Below are 13,610 nucleotides of genomic sequence, written 5' to 3' on the forward strand. Positions count from 1 at the left end.
GTTGTGCGGTGGGAAGGTAGTTCCGCGGGTTTGGGCGTCGTGGGGGCGGCTTTAGTCGGAGTCCCCGCGACGGTCGAAGGTGAGGCCGCCGGGGACCTGGAAGGTGGGCATTAGTTCCAGCATGCCTACATTAACGTGCCGCGGGGTTTCGATGGCGTAGTCCAGGGCGTTGACGATGTCGTCGGTGGTCAGCGATTCGTAGCCCTCGTAGTACGTTTGCCAGGCTTCTTTCATGGCCTCGGGGCTGCCGCCCATGTTCCGGCCAAAGATCTCGGTCTCGACGCGGCCCGGGCAGATTTCTGTGACGCGGATGCGCTTGCCCACGGTGTCGTTTCGGAGTTGCCTGGAAATCTGGTGCACGGCGGCCTTGGTGGCGTGGTACACGGTGTGGCCGTAGAAGTTGTAGGTGCCCGCGATGGAGCTGATGTTGACCACGTGGCCGAGGTCCCGTTCCACCATGCCGGGCAGGACCAGCCGGGTGAGCTGGAGGAGCCCGCGGAGGTTGACGTCCACCAGTTCGTCGATGTCCTGCTCGGAGGAATCCAGGATGTTGCCCGGCCTGGAGACGCCGGCGCAGTTGACCAGGACGTCCACTTTCAGGTCACGGACGACGGCGGACAAGGCGGCGGTGTCGGTCAGGTCCACCACGTGCGGGACTGCTCCCGTGCGGTCGGCAAGCTCGGCGAGGCGTTCCTCGTTGCGGGCCACCGCGTGGACCATGAGGCCCCGCTTGGCAAGTCGTTCGGCGATGGCAGCACCCATGCCTGTGGATGCTCCGGTGACGAGGGCGGTGGTGTAATCGGAAAAGGGCATTGGTACTCCAAAGTGTAGAAGTCGGGCGGGCTCTTGCGTCCGGCAAGGGACTGGACGCAAGAGCCCCGGGTTGGAAGGGGTTAGGCGTCGCGCAGGGGTTCGTGGGCGCGGTCCTTGACGGTGCTCACCGCGGCGAGGGTGCCCAGCGCGGTGATCACTGCATAAAAGGCCGGCATGTAGATGTTGTGGGTTTCCGAAATCAGCCAAGTCATCAGCAGCGGCGCGGTCCCTCCAAACAGGGCCGAGGAGATGTTGTAGCCCAGGCCGTAGGCGGAGTAGCGGACGCGGGTGGGGAACAGTTCAACGATCAGGATGTGGATGACCGCGGTGTGGCCGGCGAAGACGACGGCCATGATGGACGCGCCCAGGATGGCCAGGCCCATGTTGCCGGTGGCGATCAGTGCGTAGGACGGGATGCCCAGGACGGCCATGGCGATGGCCGAGCCGGCGATGACCTTCTTGCGGCCGATGCGGTCGGACAATGCCCCCATGAACGGGATGGCGATGCAGATGACCACCAGGCTGCAGGCGGTGACCAGCAGGGCCTCGCCGATGGTGAAGTTCAGCTGCTTGCCTTTGAGGAAGGTGGGCATGTAGGAAAACAGGACGTAGTAGCCGGAGCCGTTCATCAGGGGGATGAACAGGGCCAGGAGCATGGCGCGGCGGTGTTCGGCGGACTTGAAGGCTTCCTTGAGCGGGTTCTTGGACAGGCCGCCTTCTTCCTTCAGCTTCACGAAGTTGGGGGTGTCGCTGATGGCCTTGCGGATGTACCAGCCGATGACCCCCATGGGGATGGCGACCAGGAACGGGATGCGCCATGCGAAGGCACCGAAGCCGCCGCCGTCGATCGCCGCCTGGGTGAGCCAGGGAGACATGGAGTAAGCCACGAGGGTGCCGGTGAGGAGTGCGGCGAAGGAGGCGATCTGGGCGTAGGAGGTGATGACGCCGCGCTTGCCTTCGGGCGCGTGCTCGGCGAGGAAGGTCATGGCGCCGGCGGCCTCGCCACCTACCGAGAAGCCCTGCAGGAGCCGCAGGAGGACCAGCAGGATGGGAGCCGCGATGCCGATGGCCGCGTAGTTGGGCAGTACGCCGATGCCGGCGGTGGCGATGCTGATGAGCAGGATCACGAAGACCAGGAGCTTTTGCCTGCCGATCCGGTCACCCAGGTACCCGCAGACGACGGCGCCGAGCGGGCGGACGAAGAAGGACACGGCGTAGCCCGCGAAGACGAACAGCAGGGCGTTGTCCGGGTTGCCCGGTGCCAAGAACACCAGGGCCAGGGTTCCGGCCATGAAGGCAAAAATGCCGTTGTCATAGAGCTCCACGAAGATGCCCACGCAGCCGGCGGTGACAACCTTGCGTGCCTGCTTCGCAGTCAGCCGGTCGTGCTGCGGTGCTACCGCATGTGTTGATGTTGACATCTCGTTTTCCTTAATGGCGTTGGGAAAAGTATTCATGGTGTTCAGGCTCCTGACGCTGGGCTGAGTTCGTGCCAGCGCTGGCCGGCGCCGATGCCGAGGAGTCCGAAGACCGTATTGACGGTGTTCCGGAGCCTGCCCAGTTCCAGGCAGGCTGCGCGATGCGTGGCTGTTGCTTCAGCCACGGTTGTCTTTCGAAAGGTGATGGTGTGCCCAGGCCTGGCTTGCGCCAGGGTGTCCAGTGACCGGCTCGTGACCACCGCCAGGACCGGGTAGCCCGCCGTCACGCCACGTCCCCGATGCAGCACCAGCAGCTCTTCGCGGGACGGGACCTCGATGGCCCCGACCGGAACGCCGCGGGAGAGCACTTCGGACGTGAGCTGACGCTCGGGAAGGGCACCGCCGAGCCGCAGCCCGATGTGGTTGCTGCGGGGGCTCACGGTGTACTGCGTGGTGAACAGCAGGTCTGCCGTGTCCCCGAATTCCGCCACGTCCGGCCCGTCCGTGACGTCGATGACCGGGTTGGTTGTGAAGACGGGTTTGGTAAGGCCCAGCCGGAACAGCGGCAAACCGAAATAGGGCTGGGTGATGGGCGCCGTGGTCTTCCGCGTTTCGAGGCGGAAGCCCTCCACGAGCTTCAACCCGAAGCCCACCACAGTGTCAGGGGCGCAGCTTCCCAACAGGGTGGGGACCGTGAAGGATCCGTGGACGGCGATGTAGGCGCGCAGTCCGGTCCGGATGCCCCGTACGGCCACGACCTCGCCGGCCCGGACGGGCACCGGTTCCCACTGGGGGCAGTCGCGTCCACCCACTGTGAGGTCCAGGGGCGCTCCGGTGACGGCGATCAGCAGGTCGGTGGTGGCCCGCATCCGGAAGTCCAGCGCAGTCAGTTCCAGCAGGGGGTCGTTGTCTTCGTTGCCGGCAAGGATGTTTGCGGCCTTGGCGGAATACTGGTCCAGGGCGCCGTTGACGGGGAGGCCGTAGGCGGGGCCCTTCGTCCGCCCGAGGTCGGTGACCACGGAGTGGCCCGGTTGCAGGATGATCAGGGAACCGGTCATGGCCGGGCCTCCAGGAACTGCCCCGCGAAGTTTCCGAAGTCATCCGCGGAAATCCGGTAGAAGCGCAGTTCGTCGCCGGGGACGTAAGGCACCAGGGGTTCGCGTGCTGCGTCCAGGACTGTCAGGGGTGTCTGCCCGATGACGCACCAGCCACCCGGTGCCACTGCGGGCGCGATCACGGCCTGGCGTCCGGCGACGGATACGGCACCGGCGGGAACGGACAGCCGCGGGTCCTTGAGCCTGGGGACGGGGACCGGGAAGTCCGGCCCATCCATCATCGGAGAACCTGCCGGCGCCCCGAGGCAACGGATGACGTAAGTTTTTGCCGTGTGCCTGGCAATGACGTCCTCAACGTCCAGGCTCTGGTGGTCCGCCACGCGGTCCAGGTCGGGCCCGTAGTCGCCGCCGTACACCACCGGAACTTCGAAGCGGCGCGGTTCCCGCATGGCAGTGCCGGTGAAGTCCAGCTGGCGCATTCCCAGGAGGACGAACGCCCGGACCTGGCGCGCGGAGGTGAGGTAGGGGTCGAATTCCACCAGGACCGAGTCGTAGGTGGGAACGGCGCCGTAAATGCCGTCGACGCCGGCGGTGGCCAGCCAACCGGCCAACGAGTGGACGGTGGACCAGTTCGCTTCCGCGTCGCCGGACCGTGCCACCACGCGCAGGGCGGCGTCACCGGATTCGAAAATATCCAGTGCTGTTGGCGTTGTCGTTGTTGTTGTGGTCATGGTCAGGACACCTTTTGCTTTGCGGCGAGTACCTCTGCCACCGGGGCGATGGTGACGCCGGCGGCAATAAGTTCGCTGCGGATCAGGCGGGCCAGTTCGACGGCGCCGGGATTGTCGCCGTGCAGCAGCACCGTGTCTGCCTGGATGGCGATGTCCTTGCCGGAGGCAGTCTCGATCAGTCCTTCACAGACCATCCGCACAGTGCGCTCGACGATGACGGAGGGGTCGTGGATCACGGCGCCGGGCTGGCTGCGCGGCACCAGTGTGCCGTCATCCTGGTAGGCGCGGTCGGCGATGCCGACGATGGCCACCCGCAGGCCGCGCCCCGCGGCAGCGGTGGCGAGTTCACCGTCCTGCGCCAGGATGATGAGGGCGGGATCCACACGCACGGCGGCATCTGCTACGGCTCCGGCATAGTCGGCCCGCGTTGCCACCAGGTTTCCCAGCCGGCCATGCGGGGCAAGGTGGGAGACGGAACCGCCGTGGTAGGCGGCAAACGCTGACAGGGCTCCCAGCTGGTAGATGACGTCGGTGCGGACTTCGTCAGCTGTGAGGTCCATGGCCCGCCGGCCAAAGCCGCGGAGATCCGGGAAACTCGGATGGGCGCCGATGCCAACTCCCGTCCTGACACATTCAGCCACCGTGGCGTCCATGATGTCAGGGTCCCCTGCGTGGAAGCCGCAGGCGATGTTGGCGCTGGATACGATCTCCAGCAGGGCTTTGTCGTCACCGATCGAGTAGGCACCAAAACCTTCACCAAGATCCGCTACGAGATCGACTGTGGGCATTACGGGCCTTTCTCTGCCTGGTACTGCGGGGTGTAAATGAGTGTGGCATCGGAATTTGAGCCACACAAAGACGAATGCGGTATCTCCCTATAGGGAGCGGTTATGACCTTCACCGGCGCTATTGGCACCAACCTTAAGGAATGTACCGCGGCTCTTGTTTCGTTACTGTAAAAATAGTGCTGCCAATAAGCTGTTTCCCTGCTTATGCAAAAAACATATGCCATCATCAAAATCGGCGATGGCTGGGCGGGGATAGAATGTCTTGGTCATTGGAAAGTCATCTGCAATTAACCTATGCCCGAGACTCGGATCACACAAAGACGTAATGCCTGTCCCGCCATAGCGCCAACGTATGACCCCGCATGCTGTGCCGTCCCCGCCGGAAAAGAGGAGCGCTATGGACACCCGGAAGCTGGCGTACTTCGTCAAGATCGTCGACTCAGGAAGCATCACCAAGGCCGCCGCCGCCCTCCACGTGGCCCAGCCCGCGCTGAGCCAGCAGGTGTCCGCCCTTGAAACGGAGCTGAAACAGCGGCTCCTGATCCGGAGCAAGCAGGGGGTGGAGCCCACAGCGGCCGGCCATACCCTGTACCGGCACGCGCAGACCATCCTGCGGCTCGTGGAGCAAGCCAGGATAGATGTGGCAGCGTCAGGAGCGGCACCTTCGGGCCGCGTCTCCATAGCGATCGCCCCCTACAGCATGGCCTCAAGCCTCACTCCCCGGATCATCAGCGAAGTGGGACGCCGCTACCCGGACATCGTGCTGCACCTGACCGAGATCTACGGCGGTGTGCTCAGTGAGGCCATCAAAAACGGACGGTTGGACATGGCGCTCATCTATGAACCAGGGCCCATCCGCGGGGTGCAGTTCACCACCCTCATCGTCGAGGACCTGTACCTTATTGTGAACTCCCGCCGGGAGCTCCCGGTAGCCTCCACAGCGAACACCATCACGCTGGACGAGGTGGCTGCCGTGGGGCTCTTCCTGCCGGAACAGATCCACACCCTTCGGCAGGTGGTTCAGGCGGGCATCGACAGCAGGGGCTTGAAGCTGAAGCTGGTGGGCGAAGTGGAATCCGTCCCCTCCCTCACCCGGCTGCTGCGCACCGACCTCGGAGCCACCATCCTGCCCAAGTCAGCGGCGGACGCCCTGTTCCATGAGGAGGACTTCCGGGTCCTGAGGATCATCGAGCCTGCCCTGCAGTGCAGGATTGCGTTGTGCACGCCCGATCATGAACCTTTGTCGGAAGCCGCGTCCGCCGTCCTGCTGGTACTTAAGGAAATGCTGCAGGAAATGCTCCGGAGTAAATATCCCCCGCTCCCCGCCGCACCGTTCGAGGCATCATAAGCGGGCCTTATCAGGTCACGCCGCTTTAGTCTTATTCATGGAATTGCGTGCGTTCTAGGATAAAAGCCATAAAGGTGTCGCCGAGGCGATACCGCGGCAATAAAAAATTCCCTGGAGCCCAGCCATGAAGAAGATCACCAGCCTGCAGTACCGGAAGACAGCTGAAAGAAGAATCCAGCTGAAAGCCAGCACCGGTTCACATTGCCCCACCAACGGTTTTTGGCGTCCCGAGGACGGGGGCGCCACCGAGCCCGTCTTTGTGTTCGAGGGAAGCATGATGCCCCCGGGCAGGCGCGGCACCACCATGTGGTATCTGGAGGACGCGCAGGCGGGACCACCCGCCTACCTCCTGCCCGGCATGAACTGACCGGCTCATCGACTCTAAAGCGGCAAAAGGAAAGGCCCGGAGTTCCGAAAGGAACCCCGGGCCTCCTGGTTTAACCGTGTCGAATGCTAGGTATTTGTCGTTCTAAGGGGTCATAACGGCAAATACCCAGCAATCGATGGGGATAGGTGGCTACAGGGCCGGCTCCAGTTCGGCGTCCTCCACCAGCAGGCCCTTGGCCTTCAGCACGTCCGTCAGTTTGCACAACTCTATGGTGGTGCCGCCATCCTTGTACCGGCGGATGAGGTCGTCCTCGGCGTCCACCCGTGCCTGGGACAGGCGGATGACCTCCTCGATCTCATCCTTCCGGACCACCACCACGCCGTCAGCGTCACCCAGCAGGACATCGCCCGGGTAGACGATTTCGTCGCCGAACACCAGGGGATGGTTGATGGGGCCAATGGTTTCCTTGACGGTCCCCTTGATGCAGACGCTGCCGGAGAACACCGGCAGGCCGAGTTCGATCAGGTCCTTGGTGTCGCGGACACCGGAATCCGTGACCATGCCTGCCAGGCCTTTCGCCTTCATTGCGTTGCCCAGCACATCGCCGAATGTCCCGGCTTCCTCGTACTCGCCCGCTGCTACCAGGACAACGTCGCCTTCCTGCGCATAGTGGATGGCCACCTGGAGCATGAGGTTGTCACGTGGTGCACAGACCACGGTGACGGCGGGTCCGCAGAACGTCATGCTGCGCTCGATGGGCTTAATCCTGGAGCTCAGGGCACCTTTGCGGCCCTGTGCTTCATGCACGGTAGCGGAGGAGAACTTGGAAAGGCGCTGAATAGCGTCCTCTGAGGGCCGATCGAATTTCGTTTTGACGTGGATCATGGGGTGCTCCTGGTTGTTGGACAGATTAGGCAAGGGGATGGTTGGGTCAGGCCAGTGCCGTGACGGCCTTTTCAATGGCGGCAATGGATTCCTCGATCACCGGCAGCCCGGTGGCGTAGGAGATCCGGAAATAGGGGCTCAGTCCGTAGGCCGAACCCTGGATGACGGCAACAGATGCTGCTTCCAGCAGGTACAGCGTGAAGTCCTCGTCGCTGGTGATTTGCCTGCCATCGGGCGTCGTCTTGCCGATGACCCCTGCGCAGTTGACGTAGGCGTAAAAGGCGCCATCCGGCGTCGTGCACTGAAGGCCGTTGACGGCGTTCAGCCCGGTGATGGCCGTATCCCGCCGTTCGCGGTACACGTCCACGCTTTCGCGGACGAATGCCTGGTCTCCGGTGAGTGCCTCGGCGGCAGCCGCCTGGCTGATGGAGGACGGGCAGGAGGACATCTGGGACTGCAGTTTGTTGATGGCAGCCACCAGGGGCGCAGGACCACCGGCATAGCCCAGGCGCCAGCCCGTCATGGCATAGGCCTTGGAAACGCCGTTGGTGACCAGCACCCGGTCCTTGAGCTCAGGGGCAACTGCCACCAGGCTAGTGATGGGCTCGTCGCCAAAGTGGATCTCGTCGTAGATCTCATCGGTGAGGACGTAGACGGCCGGATGGTCCTGAAGGACGGCGGCCAGGGCGGCCAGTTCCTTGCGGGAGTAGACAGCTCCTGTGGGGTTGGACGGCGTGTTGAGGATGACCCACTTGGTGCGCTCCGTCAGTGCCCCTGCCAGGGCTGCAGGGGTGAGTTTAAAGCCGGTTTCTCCGCCGCAGGAAACGATGACGGGGGTGCCTTCGTTGGCGAGCACCATGTCCGGGTAGGAGACCCAGTACGGTGCGGGGATGACAACCTCGTCGCCCTGGTCCAGGGTGGCCATGAATGCGGTGAAGATGACCTGCTTCCCGCCGCCGCCGATGGTGATCTCAGCCGGGGTGTACTGCTGGCCGGTTTTGCGCTGCAGCGACTGCAGGATGGCCTTTTGCAATTCGGGCGTCCCGGTAACCGACGTGTACTTGGTTTCACCGCGGCCGATGGCTGCGATGGCAGCGTCCTTGATGTGCTGCGGCGTGTCGAAATCCGGTTCGCCGACCGTCAGGTCCAGGATCCGGCGGCCCTCGGCCCTGAGCTCCCGCACACGGGCGGCCGCGGCAACGCTGGGTGAGGATTTGATACGGGTTACCCGTGATGCGGGCACGAATTCAGGCATGTTCTCTTCCAGGCTTCCGGTACATGAGGGTGGTTCATTCGAGCCTAGGGAAGGAGCCGCACTCTTGGATAAGACCTAAAGTGCGTGGACAGATAAGCAGCCCTTATGACGGGAGCAGCCAGAACTTTCGGGTATTGCTCCACGCACTTTCGGTATTGCCTGCCGGGCTTGCCAGCCGCGTAACCTGCAGGGTGGACAGCGGACCCAAAGCAGGAACGGCGCCGGCCCCGGCGACGGTCCTTTCAGGGCCTGCGGGGCGAACAATGGCAAAAGTCCCCTACCCGCGGGACGCGGCGCTGACATTGAAACACCACGGAGACAAGGAGCAGAGGTGCCGGGTAGAGAGATTCAGGAACAGATGCTTCCGCGTACAACCGGCACCGGGACGGGCGGAACCGGGGTGGCCGCCTACCGGTACAGGGGCGCGCCGAAGGCGGACCCCGCCACTGCCCGCGCTGAACAAGCGCTTGCCGTGCTGGCCCAACTACGGACGACCATCGCGCTCCGGTCCAGCAGGGTGCGTGCCCTCACCGCCGAGCTGGGCGACTGCGTTGCCCAGGCCCTGTGCGACGGCGTAAAGGTTGCCGCCGTCGCAAAGGCCGCTGGCCTGCCAGCCGCCAGTATCCGCTCTGCCGCGCTGGCACGCGGCGAGCTGTACCCCACGGGCCAAGCCCGAAGTGGACATCTTCAACTCATCGCCGGATTAACTGCGGAGTTGGCGGCGGCCGAAGGCACCCGGAATGCCGCAGAAGAAGAACGCACGCAGGTACTGGCCATGGCCAGGAAGTTCCGACTCCTTGATGACTACCAACTGGCCGGCGCAAGCGGACTGAAGTCCGACGAGATCCGCAAGATGACCAGGGGCGTGGGTGCGCGTGTGGCCCAGCCAGGATGATCTGTCCCGGCTGATCTGATCTGCGGCCGGCCGTTATCCGACCAGTTGTCCCTTGCGGACACCGGCGCCGAGGAGCTCCGGCTTAGCTTCGCGCCTCCGCTCTGGCGACGACTGGCAAGCAAGCGTAGCGTCTTTTCAAAGAGGCCGCCGCAAGCATGATGTCTGCCTGCACGGCGCTTCGGTAAGGCGCGGAGGAGGCCGGAATGGCTGGGTGGAATGCGGATACGGCGGCCGGTCCACTAGGGGCTGGCTCTGTGACGTTGGTCGAGGGCTCATCCTTCTGTATTTCGTCATCCAACGGGGATATTCAAGCCGATCGTCCGCATGGCCTCTTCGTGGCCGACGTCAGGATCCTGTCAATCTGGCGCCTGACAGTGGATGGACAGGCGCTTGAACCACTCACAGCGGAGACAAAGGAGCCGTTCCGTGCCGCTTTTGTTGCACGCATCCCCCGGTCCGACGGTTACTCGGACAGCCCACTTATCGTGGAACGGCTGCGGGAAGTCGGGGCGGGCCTCCAGGAGCAGCTCACCGTCCACAACTACTCCCAGGAGCCTGCTGAGTGCCTCATCGTCCTGGAAACAGGGGCCGACTACGCGGACCTCTTCGAGGTGAAGGAGGCACGGCTCCGGCGACGGTGGGAGGAAACACGGGAAGCCGACGACGGAATGCTCACCATTCGGGGCAGCTGGCAGGACGTCCGCAAGGGCACCGCTATCCACGCTCCTGGCGCCCACGTTTCCGGTAACACCCTTCAATATCGGGTGTCGGTACCCGCTCATGGGCAATGGAGCACAGTCCTGACCGTTCTGCCCACTGACGATGGAAAGCAGTCACCGGCTTTCGCCCATTCCGAGCGGGATAGCTTATCGCCCCGAGACCGCCGCCGACGGGAGTGGGTGGCCAAAATCCCCGTACTGCAGGTGGCCAACCGGTCCGTGGAACGGACCCTGCGCCGCAGTTATGACGACCTCGGCGCTCTTCGAATCGAGGACCCCCACCATCCGGAGCGCGTTGTCGTCGCCGCCGGTGCACCCTGGTTCATGACCCTGTTCGGAAGGGACTCCTTGTGGGCCTCGGTGATGGCGATGCCGGTAGACCCGTCGCTCGCCTTGGGCACACTCCAGACCCTCGCGGACCGCCAAGGCACCGTGGTGGACCCCATGACGGAAGAGGAACCCGGCAAGATCCTCCACGAGGTCCGGCTCGATGTCTCCAGCGGCCTGTCCCTGGGCGGCAAGTCGAACTACTACGGCAGCGTGGACGCCACTCCCCTGTTCCTGATGGTACTTGGAGCCGTCAGCCGTTGGGGATTCGCCGCGGACACCATCAAGGCCCTGCTGCCCCACGCCGACCGCGCACTGGACTGGATCGTGAACTACGGCGACAAGGACGGCGACGGCTTTGTCGAGTACCAGCGGCTCAACGACCAGGGGCTGCTCAACCAGGGCTGGAAAGACTCCTGGGACGGCATCAACTTTGCCGACGGCACCCTGGCCGAGCCCCCAATCGCGCTCTGCGAGGTCCAGGCCTACGTTTACGTCGCCTACCTGTCACGGGCATGGCTGGCCTACGACGCCGGTGACATGGCCTTGGGCAACGACCTCACCGAACGTGCTGCCCGGCTGAAGAAACAGTTCAACGAGCAGTTCTGGATGCCCGAGCGCGGGTACTACGCCATCGCCCTGGACGGCAGGAAACGGCAGGTGGATGCCTGCGCCTCAAACATGGGGCACTGCCTGCTCCAGGGCCTGATCGACGAAGACAAAGCCCCGCAAGTCGCAGCACACCTGATGTCACCGGAAATGTTCAGCGGCTGGGGCATACGCACCCTGGCCAGCAACATGGGCGCCTACAACCCTGCCAGCTACCACAACGGGTCCGTCTGGCCCCACGACAACGCCATCATCGCCGCCGGGCTCCTCCGGTACGGCTTCGTCGCCGAAGCCCAAAGAATCGCCACCGGGATAATGGACGCGGCCGAGTTCTCCGACGGCCGCCTCCCGGAGCTGTTCTGCGGCTTCAGCCGTGACCACCTCTCCACTCCCGTTCCATACCCCACCGCCTGCTCGCCCCAGGCATGGGCAGCCACCGCACCCATCCAGATCGTGTCCAGCCTCATGCGTTATGACCCGGTTGTCTCAGCCGGTGGAGTCTGGCTCGATCCCGTCCTTCCCCAGTCCTTCGGGGACCTGCACATCTCCAACGCCCCGCTTGGCAACGGCCGCATCACCATCGACATTGCCGACTCCGTCCCGTCCATTACGGGACTACCCCCGGGGATGGTGTTTCACCGGGGCCACCGGCCATGGATGTCCGAACTGGTTGAGGAAGCGGTACGGCGTCGTGTAAGCGCCCGCCCCACGTCGAAATCCCTTCGATGAAGGTCCAGCCCATTCACCAACCAATGCTGTGAAGGACTCCTGTGGAGGGGCGAATGGTCTTCGTTCTTTCGACTCCATGCCATAACGAATCGCTATGTGGGGACACAAAAGGGGACTTTGTGTGACCCACACCGCAAACGTTAACTTGATTTCTGAGGCCAGTCCGCAAAGCCGTAAATACGACTTGCGAGAGCGCTCGCAGCAGGACCACCCGGATATCCCACGCGAAATCTCTTTCCCAGAGCCCAGGTGTAGCGACAGCCGGTTTTCACCCATCGCCAACGGAGATGAAATGACTCAAACCATACTTCCGAAGAAGACCCCGGTCAGGGCCGCAGTCGCGGCCTGGATCGGCACAACGCTGGAGTACTACGACTTCGCCGTGTACGGCACCTCGTCCGCGTTGATTCTGAACGTCCTCTTCTTCTCGCCCGAGCTACCCCAGGGCATCAGCGTGCTGCTCGCCATGATCACCTTCGCAGTCGGTTACGCGGTACGCCCCCTCGGCTCACTCATTCTGGGGCCACTTGGTGACCGCCGTGGCCGCAAATTCGTCATGATGATCACACTGTTCGGCATCGGCGGCTGTACCTTCCTGATCGGGTGCCTGCCCACGTACGCCCAAATCGGTCCTCTTGCTCCGATCCTGCTCGTGCTGATCCGCGTCATCCAAGGGCTGTGCCTTTCCGGCGAGCAGCCCAGTGCCATCACCATGAGCCTGGAGCATGCTTCCGAGGGCCGTCGCGGTTTCCTCGCGAGCTTCACGACGTTGGGCTCTTCCTCGGGCACGCTGCTCACCTTGCTGGTCTTCATCCCGATCGCAGCCATGCCCTCGGAGCAGTTGCTGTCCTGGGGTTGGCGGCTTCCGTTCTGGGCCTCCGCCGTCGTAGTCGTCGCCGCGTACCTGATCCGCCGCCACATCCAGGAGCCGCCCGAGTTCGTAAAGCTCCAGGCCGCCAAGGTGAACGTCGCCCCCCTCAGGCACCTTCTGCGCTTCCACTGGCGAGCGGTCCTGCGGATCGTATTCTGTGCACTCATCGCCGGCACCAGCTACATGATGCAAACCTTCTCGGTGGCATTCGGTACCGCCGGATACAAGCTGGACAAGCCGACCATGCTCCTGACAACCACAGTCTCGGCAGTGATTGCCCTCGGAATCACCCCACTGGCAGGATTCCTTGTGGACAAGATCGGCCGCAAAACGATGTTCCTCATCGCAACGGGCGGCGTAGGCATCACCATGGTGCCCTACCTCTGGTCAATCACGACCGGCAACTGGTCGCTGATCTTCCTGTTTGGCATCATCAACTACTCCCTCTTCTACTCAATGGTGAATGCGTCCTGGCCCTCGTTCTTCGCAGAGATGTTCCCCGGCCGGCTGCGCGTCTCCGGACTCGCCCTGGGCACCCAGATCGGCTTCGCCATCTCGGGCGTCATCGGCCCCGTTCTATCGACAGCACTCGCTGGCCCCGACCTGAAAGACTGGGTCGGCCCGTCCATGGTCGCGCTCGGGTTCATGGTCCTGGCTGGGATCTCGGCCCTCACGGCCAAGGAGACCAAAAACTACACGCTCAAGGAACTCGACGAGGTGCAGCAGGGCGAGCGGGAGACGGCCGTCCTCACGGCCGCGACTGCTTTCCCGGGCATGGCCGGGCGCGATCTCGCTGCCAGACCTGGCACCTTGAAGTGACGAGCCAAGAGCGCATTTAG

The 13,610-nt window shown here is 63.7% G+C and carries 12 protein-coding genes; 5 read left to right on the forward strand and 7 right to left on the reverse strand.

Going from position 1 to position 13,610, the window contains the following annotated elements; translation table 11 throughout:
* Positions 1-51: 51 nt before the first annotated feature.
* The 5 genes from QFZ60_RS10760 to QFZ60_RS10780 form a co-directional block, all read right to left on the reverse strand.
* Positions 52-813, reverse strand: coding sequence for an SDR family oxidoreductase (locus QFZ60_RS10760; protein ID WP_307090410.1), 762 nt, complete (start codon positions 811-813; stop codon positions 52-54).
* 80 nt (positions 814-893) lie between these two features.
* Positions 894-2,234 carry an MFS transporter gene (locus QFZ60_RS10765; protein WP_142121529.1) on the reverse strand — a complete coding sequence of 447 codons (1,341 nt, stop codon included), beginning with the start codon at positions 2,232-2,234 and terminating at the stop codon, positions 894-896.
* Between the two features lie 41 nt (positions 2,235-2,275).
* Complete coding sequence (locus QFZ60_RS10770) at positions 2,276-3,289, reverse strand: biotin-dependent carboxyltransferase family protein (protein WP_307090411.1); 1,014 nt, start codon at positions 3,287-3,289, stop codon at positions 2,276-2,278.
* Positions 3,286-4,017 carry an allophanate hydrolase subunit 1 gene (locus QFZ60_RS10775; RefSeq protein WP_307090413.1) on the reverse strand — a complete coding sequence of 244 codons (732 nt, stop codon included), beginning with the start codon at positions 4,015-4,017 and terminating at the stop codon, positions 3,286-3,288. Before QFZ60_RS10775 ends, QFZ60_RS10770 begins: the two co-directional genes overlap by 4 nt.
* 2 nt (positions 4,018-4,019) lie before the next feature.
* Positions 4,020-4,805, reverse strand: a complete 786-nt coding sequence (locus tag QFZ60_RS10780; protein ID WP_307090415.1) for a LamB/YcsF family protein — start codon at positions 4,803-4,805, stop codon at positions 4,020-4,022.
* A 397-nt stretch (positions 4,806-5,202) separates the two neighbouring features.
* On the opposite strand from QFZ60_RS10780, the gene nac reads away from it, so the two are divergent.
* Complete coding sequence (nac, locus tag QFZ60_RS10785; RefSeq protein WP_307090417.1) at positions 5,203-6,153, forward strand: nitrogen assimilation transcriptional regulator NAC; 951 nt, start codon at positions 5,203-5,205, stop codon at positions 6,151-6,153.
* A 124-nt stretch (positions 6,154-6,277) separates the two neighbouring features.
* The gene (locus QFZ60_RS10790) at positions 6,278-6,520 is read left to right on the forward strand and encodes a hypothetical protein (RefSeq protein ID WP_307090419.1); all 243 of its coding nucleotides are present in this window, start codon (positions 6,278-6,280) and stop codon (positions 6,518-6,520) included.
* Between the two features lie 150 nt (positions 6,521-6,670).
* Here the strand turns inward: QFZ60_RS10790 and QFZ60_RS10795 are convergent, their stop codons facing one another.
* Positions 6,671-7,366 carry a 4-carboxy-4-hydroxy-2-oxoadipate aldolase/oxaloacetate decarboxylase gene (locus tag QFZ60_RS10795; RefSeq protein ID WP_307090421.1) on the reverse strand — a complete coding sequence of 232 codons (696 nt, stop codon included), beginning with the start codon at positions 7,364-7,366 and terminating at the stop codon, positions 6,671-6,673.
* Positions 7,367-7,412: 46 nt separating this feature from the next.
* The gene (locus QFZ60_RS10800) at positions 7,413-8,621 is read right to left on the reverse strand and encodes an aspartate transaminase (protein ID WP_307090422.1); all 1,209 of its coding nucleotides are present in this window, start codon (positions 8,619-8,621) and stop codon (positions 7,413-7,415) included.
* A 358-nt stretch (positions 8,622-8,979) separates the two neighbouring features.
* Here QFZ60_RS10800 and QFZ60_RS10805 point away from each other — a divergent pair, with 358 nt between their 5' ends.
* The 3 genes from QFZ60_RS10805 to QFZ60_RS10815 all read left to right on the forward strand — a co-directional run bounded on the left by QFZ60_RS10805 (position 8,980) and on the right by QFZ60_RS10815 (position 13,590).
* A complete protein-coding gene (locus QFZ60_RS10805) occupies positions 8,980-9,516 on the forward strand; it encodes a hypothetical protein (protein WP_307090424.1) in 537 nt (178 codons plus the stop codon).
* Between the two features lie 203 nt (positions 9,517-9,719).
* Positions 9,720-11,900 (forward strand): glycogen debranching N-terminal domain-containing protein, encoded by a 2,181-nt coding sequence (locus tag QFZ60_RS10810; protein WP_307090426.1) that lies wholly within the window; start codon positions 9,720-9,722, stop codon positions 11,898-11,900.
* A gap of 292 nt (positions 11,901-12,192) precedes the next feature.
* Positions 12,193-13,590: an MFS transporter gene (locus QFZ60_RS10815; RefSeq protein WP_307090428.1), complete on the forward strand. Its 1,398-nt coding sequence runs from the start codon at positions 12,193-12,195 to the stop codon at positions 13,588-13,590.
* Positions 13,591-13,610 lie beyond the last annotated feature (20 nt).

It is taken from the genome of Arthrobacter sp. B2I5 (assembly GCF_030816735.1).
In the GTDB taxonomy this organism is placed as follows: Bacteria; Actinomycetota; Actinomycetes; order Actinomycetales; family Micrococcaceae; genus Arthrobacter.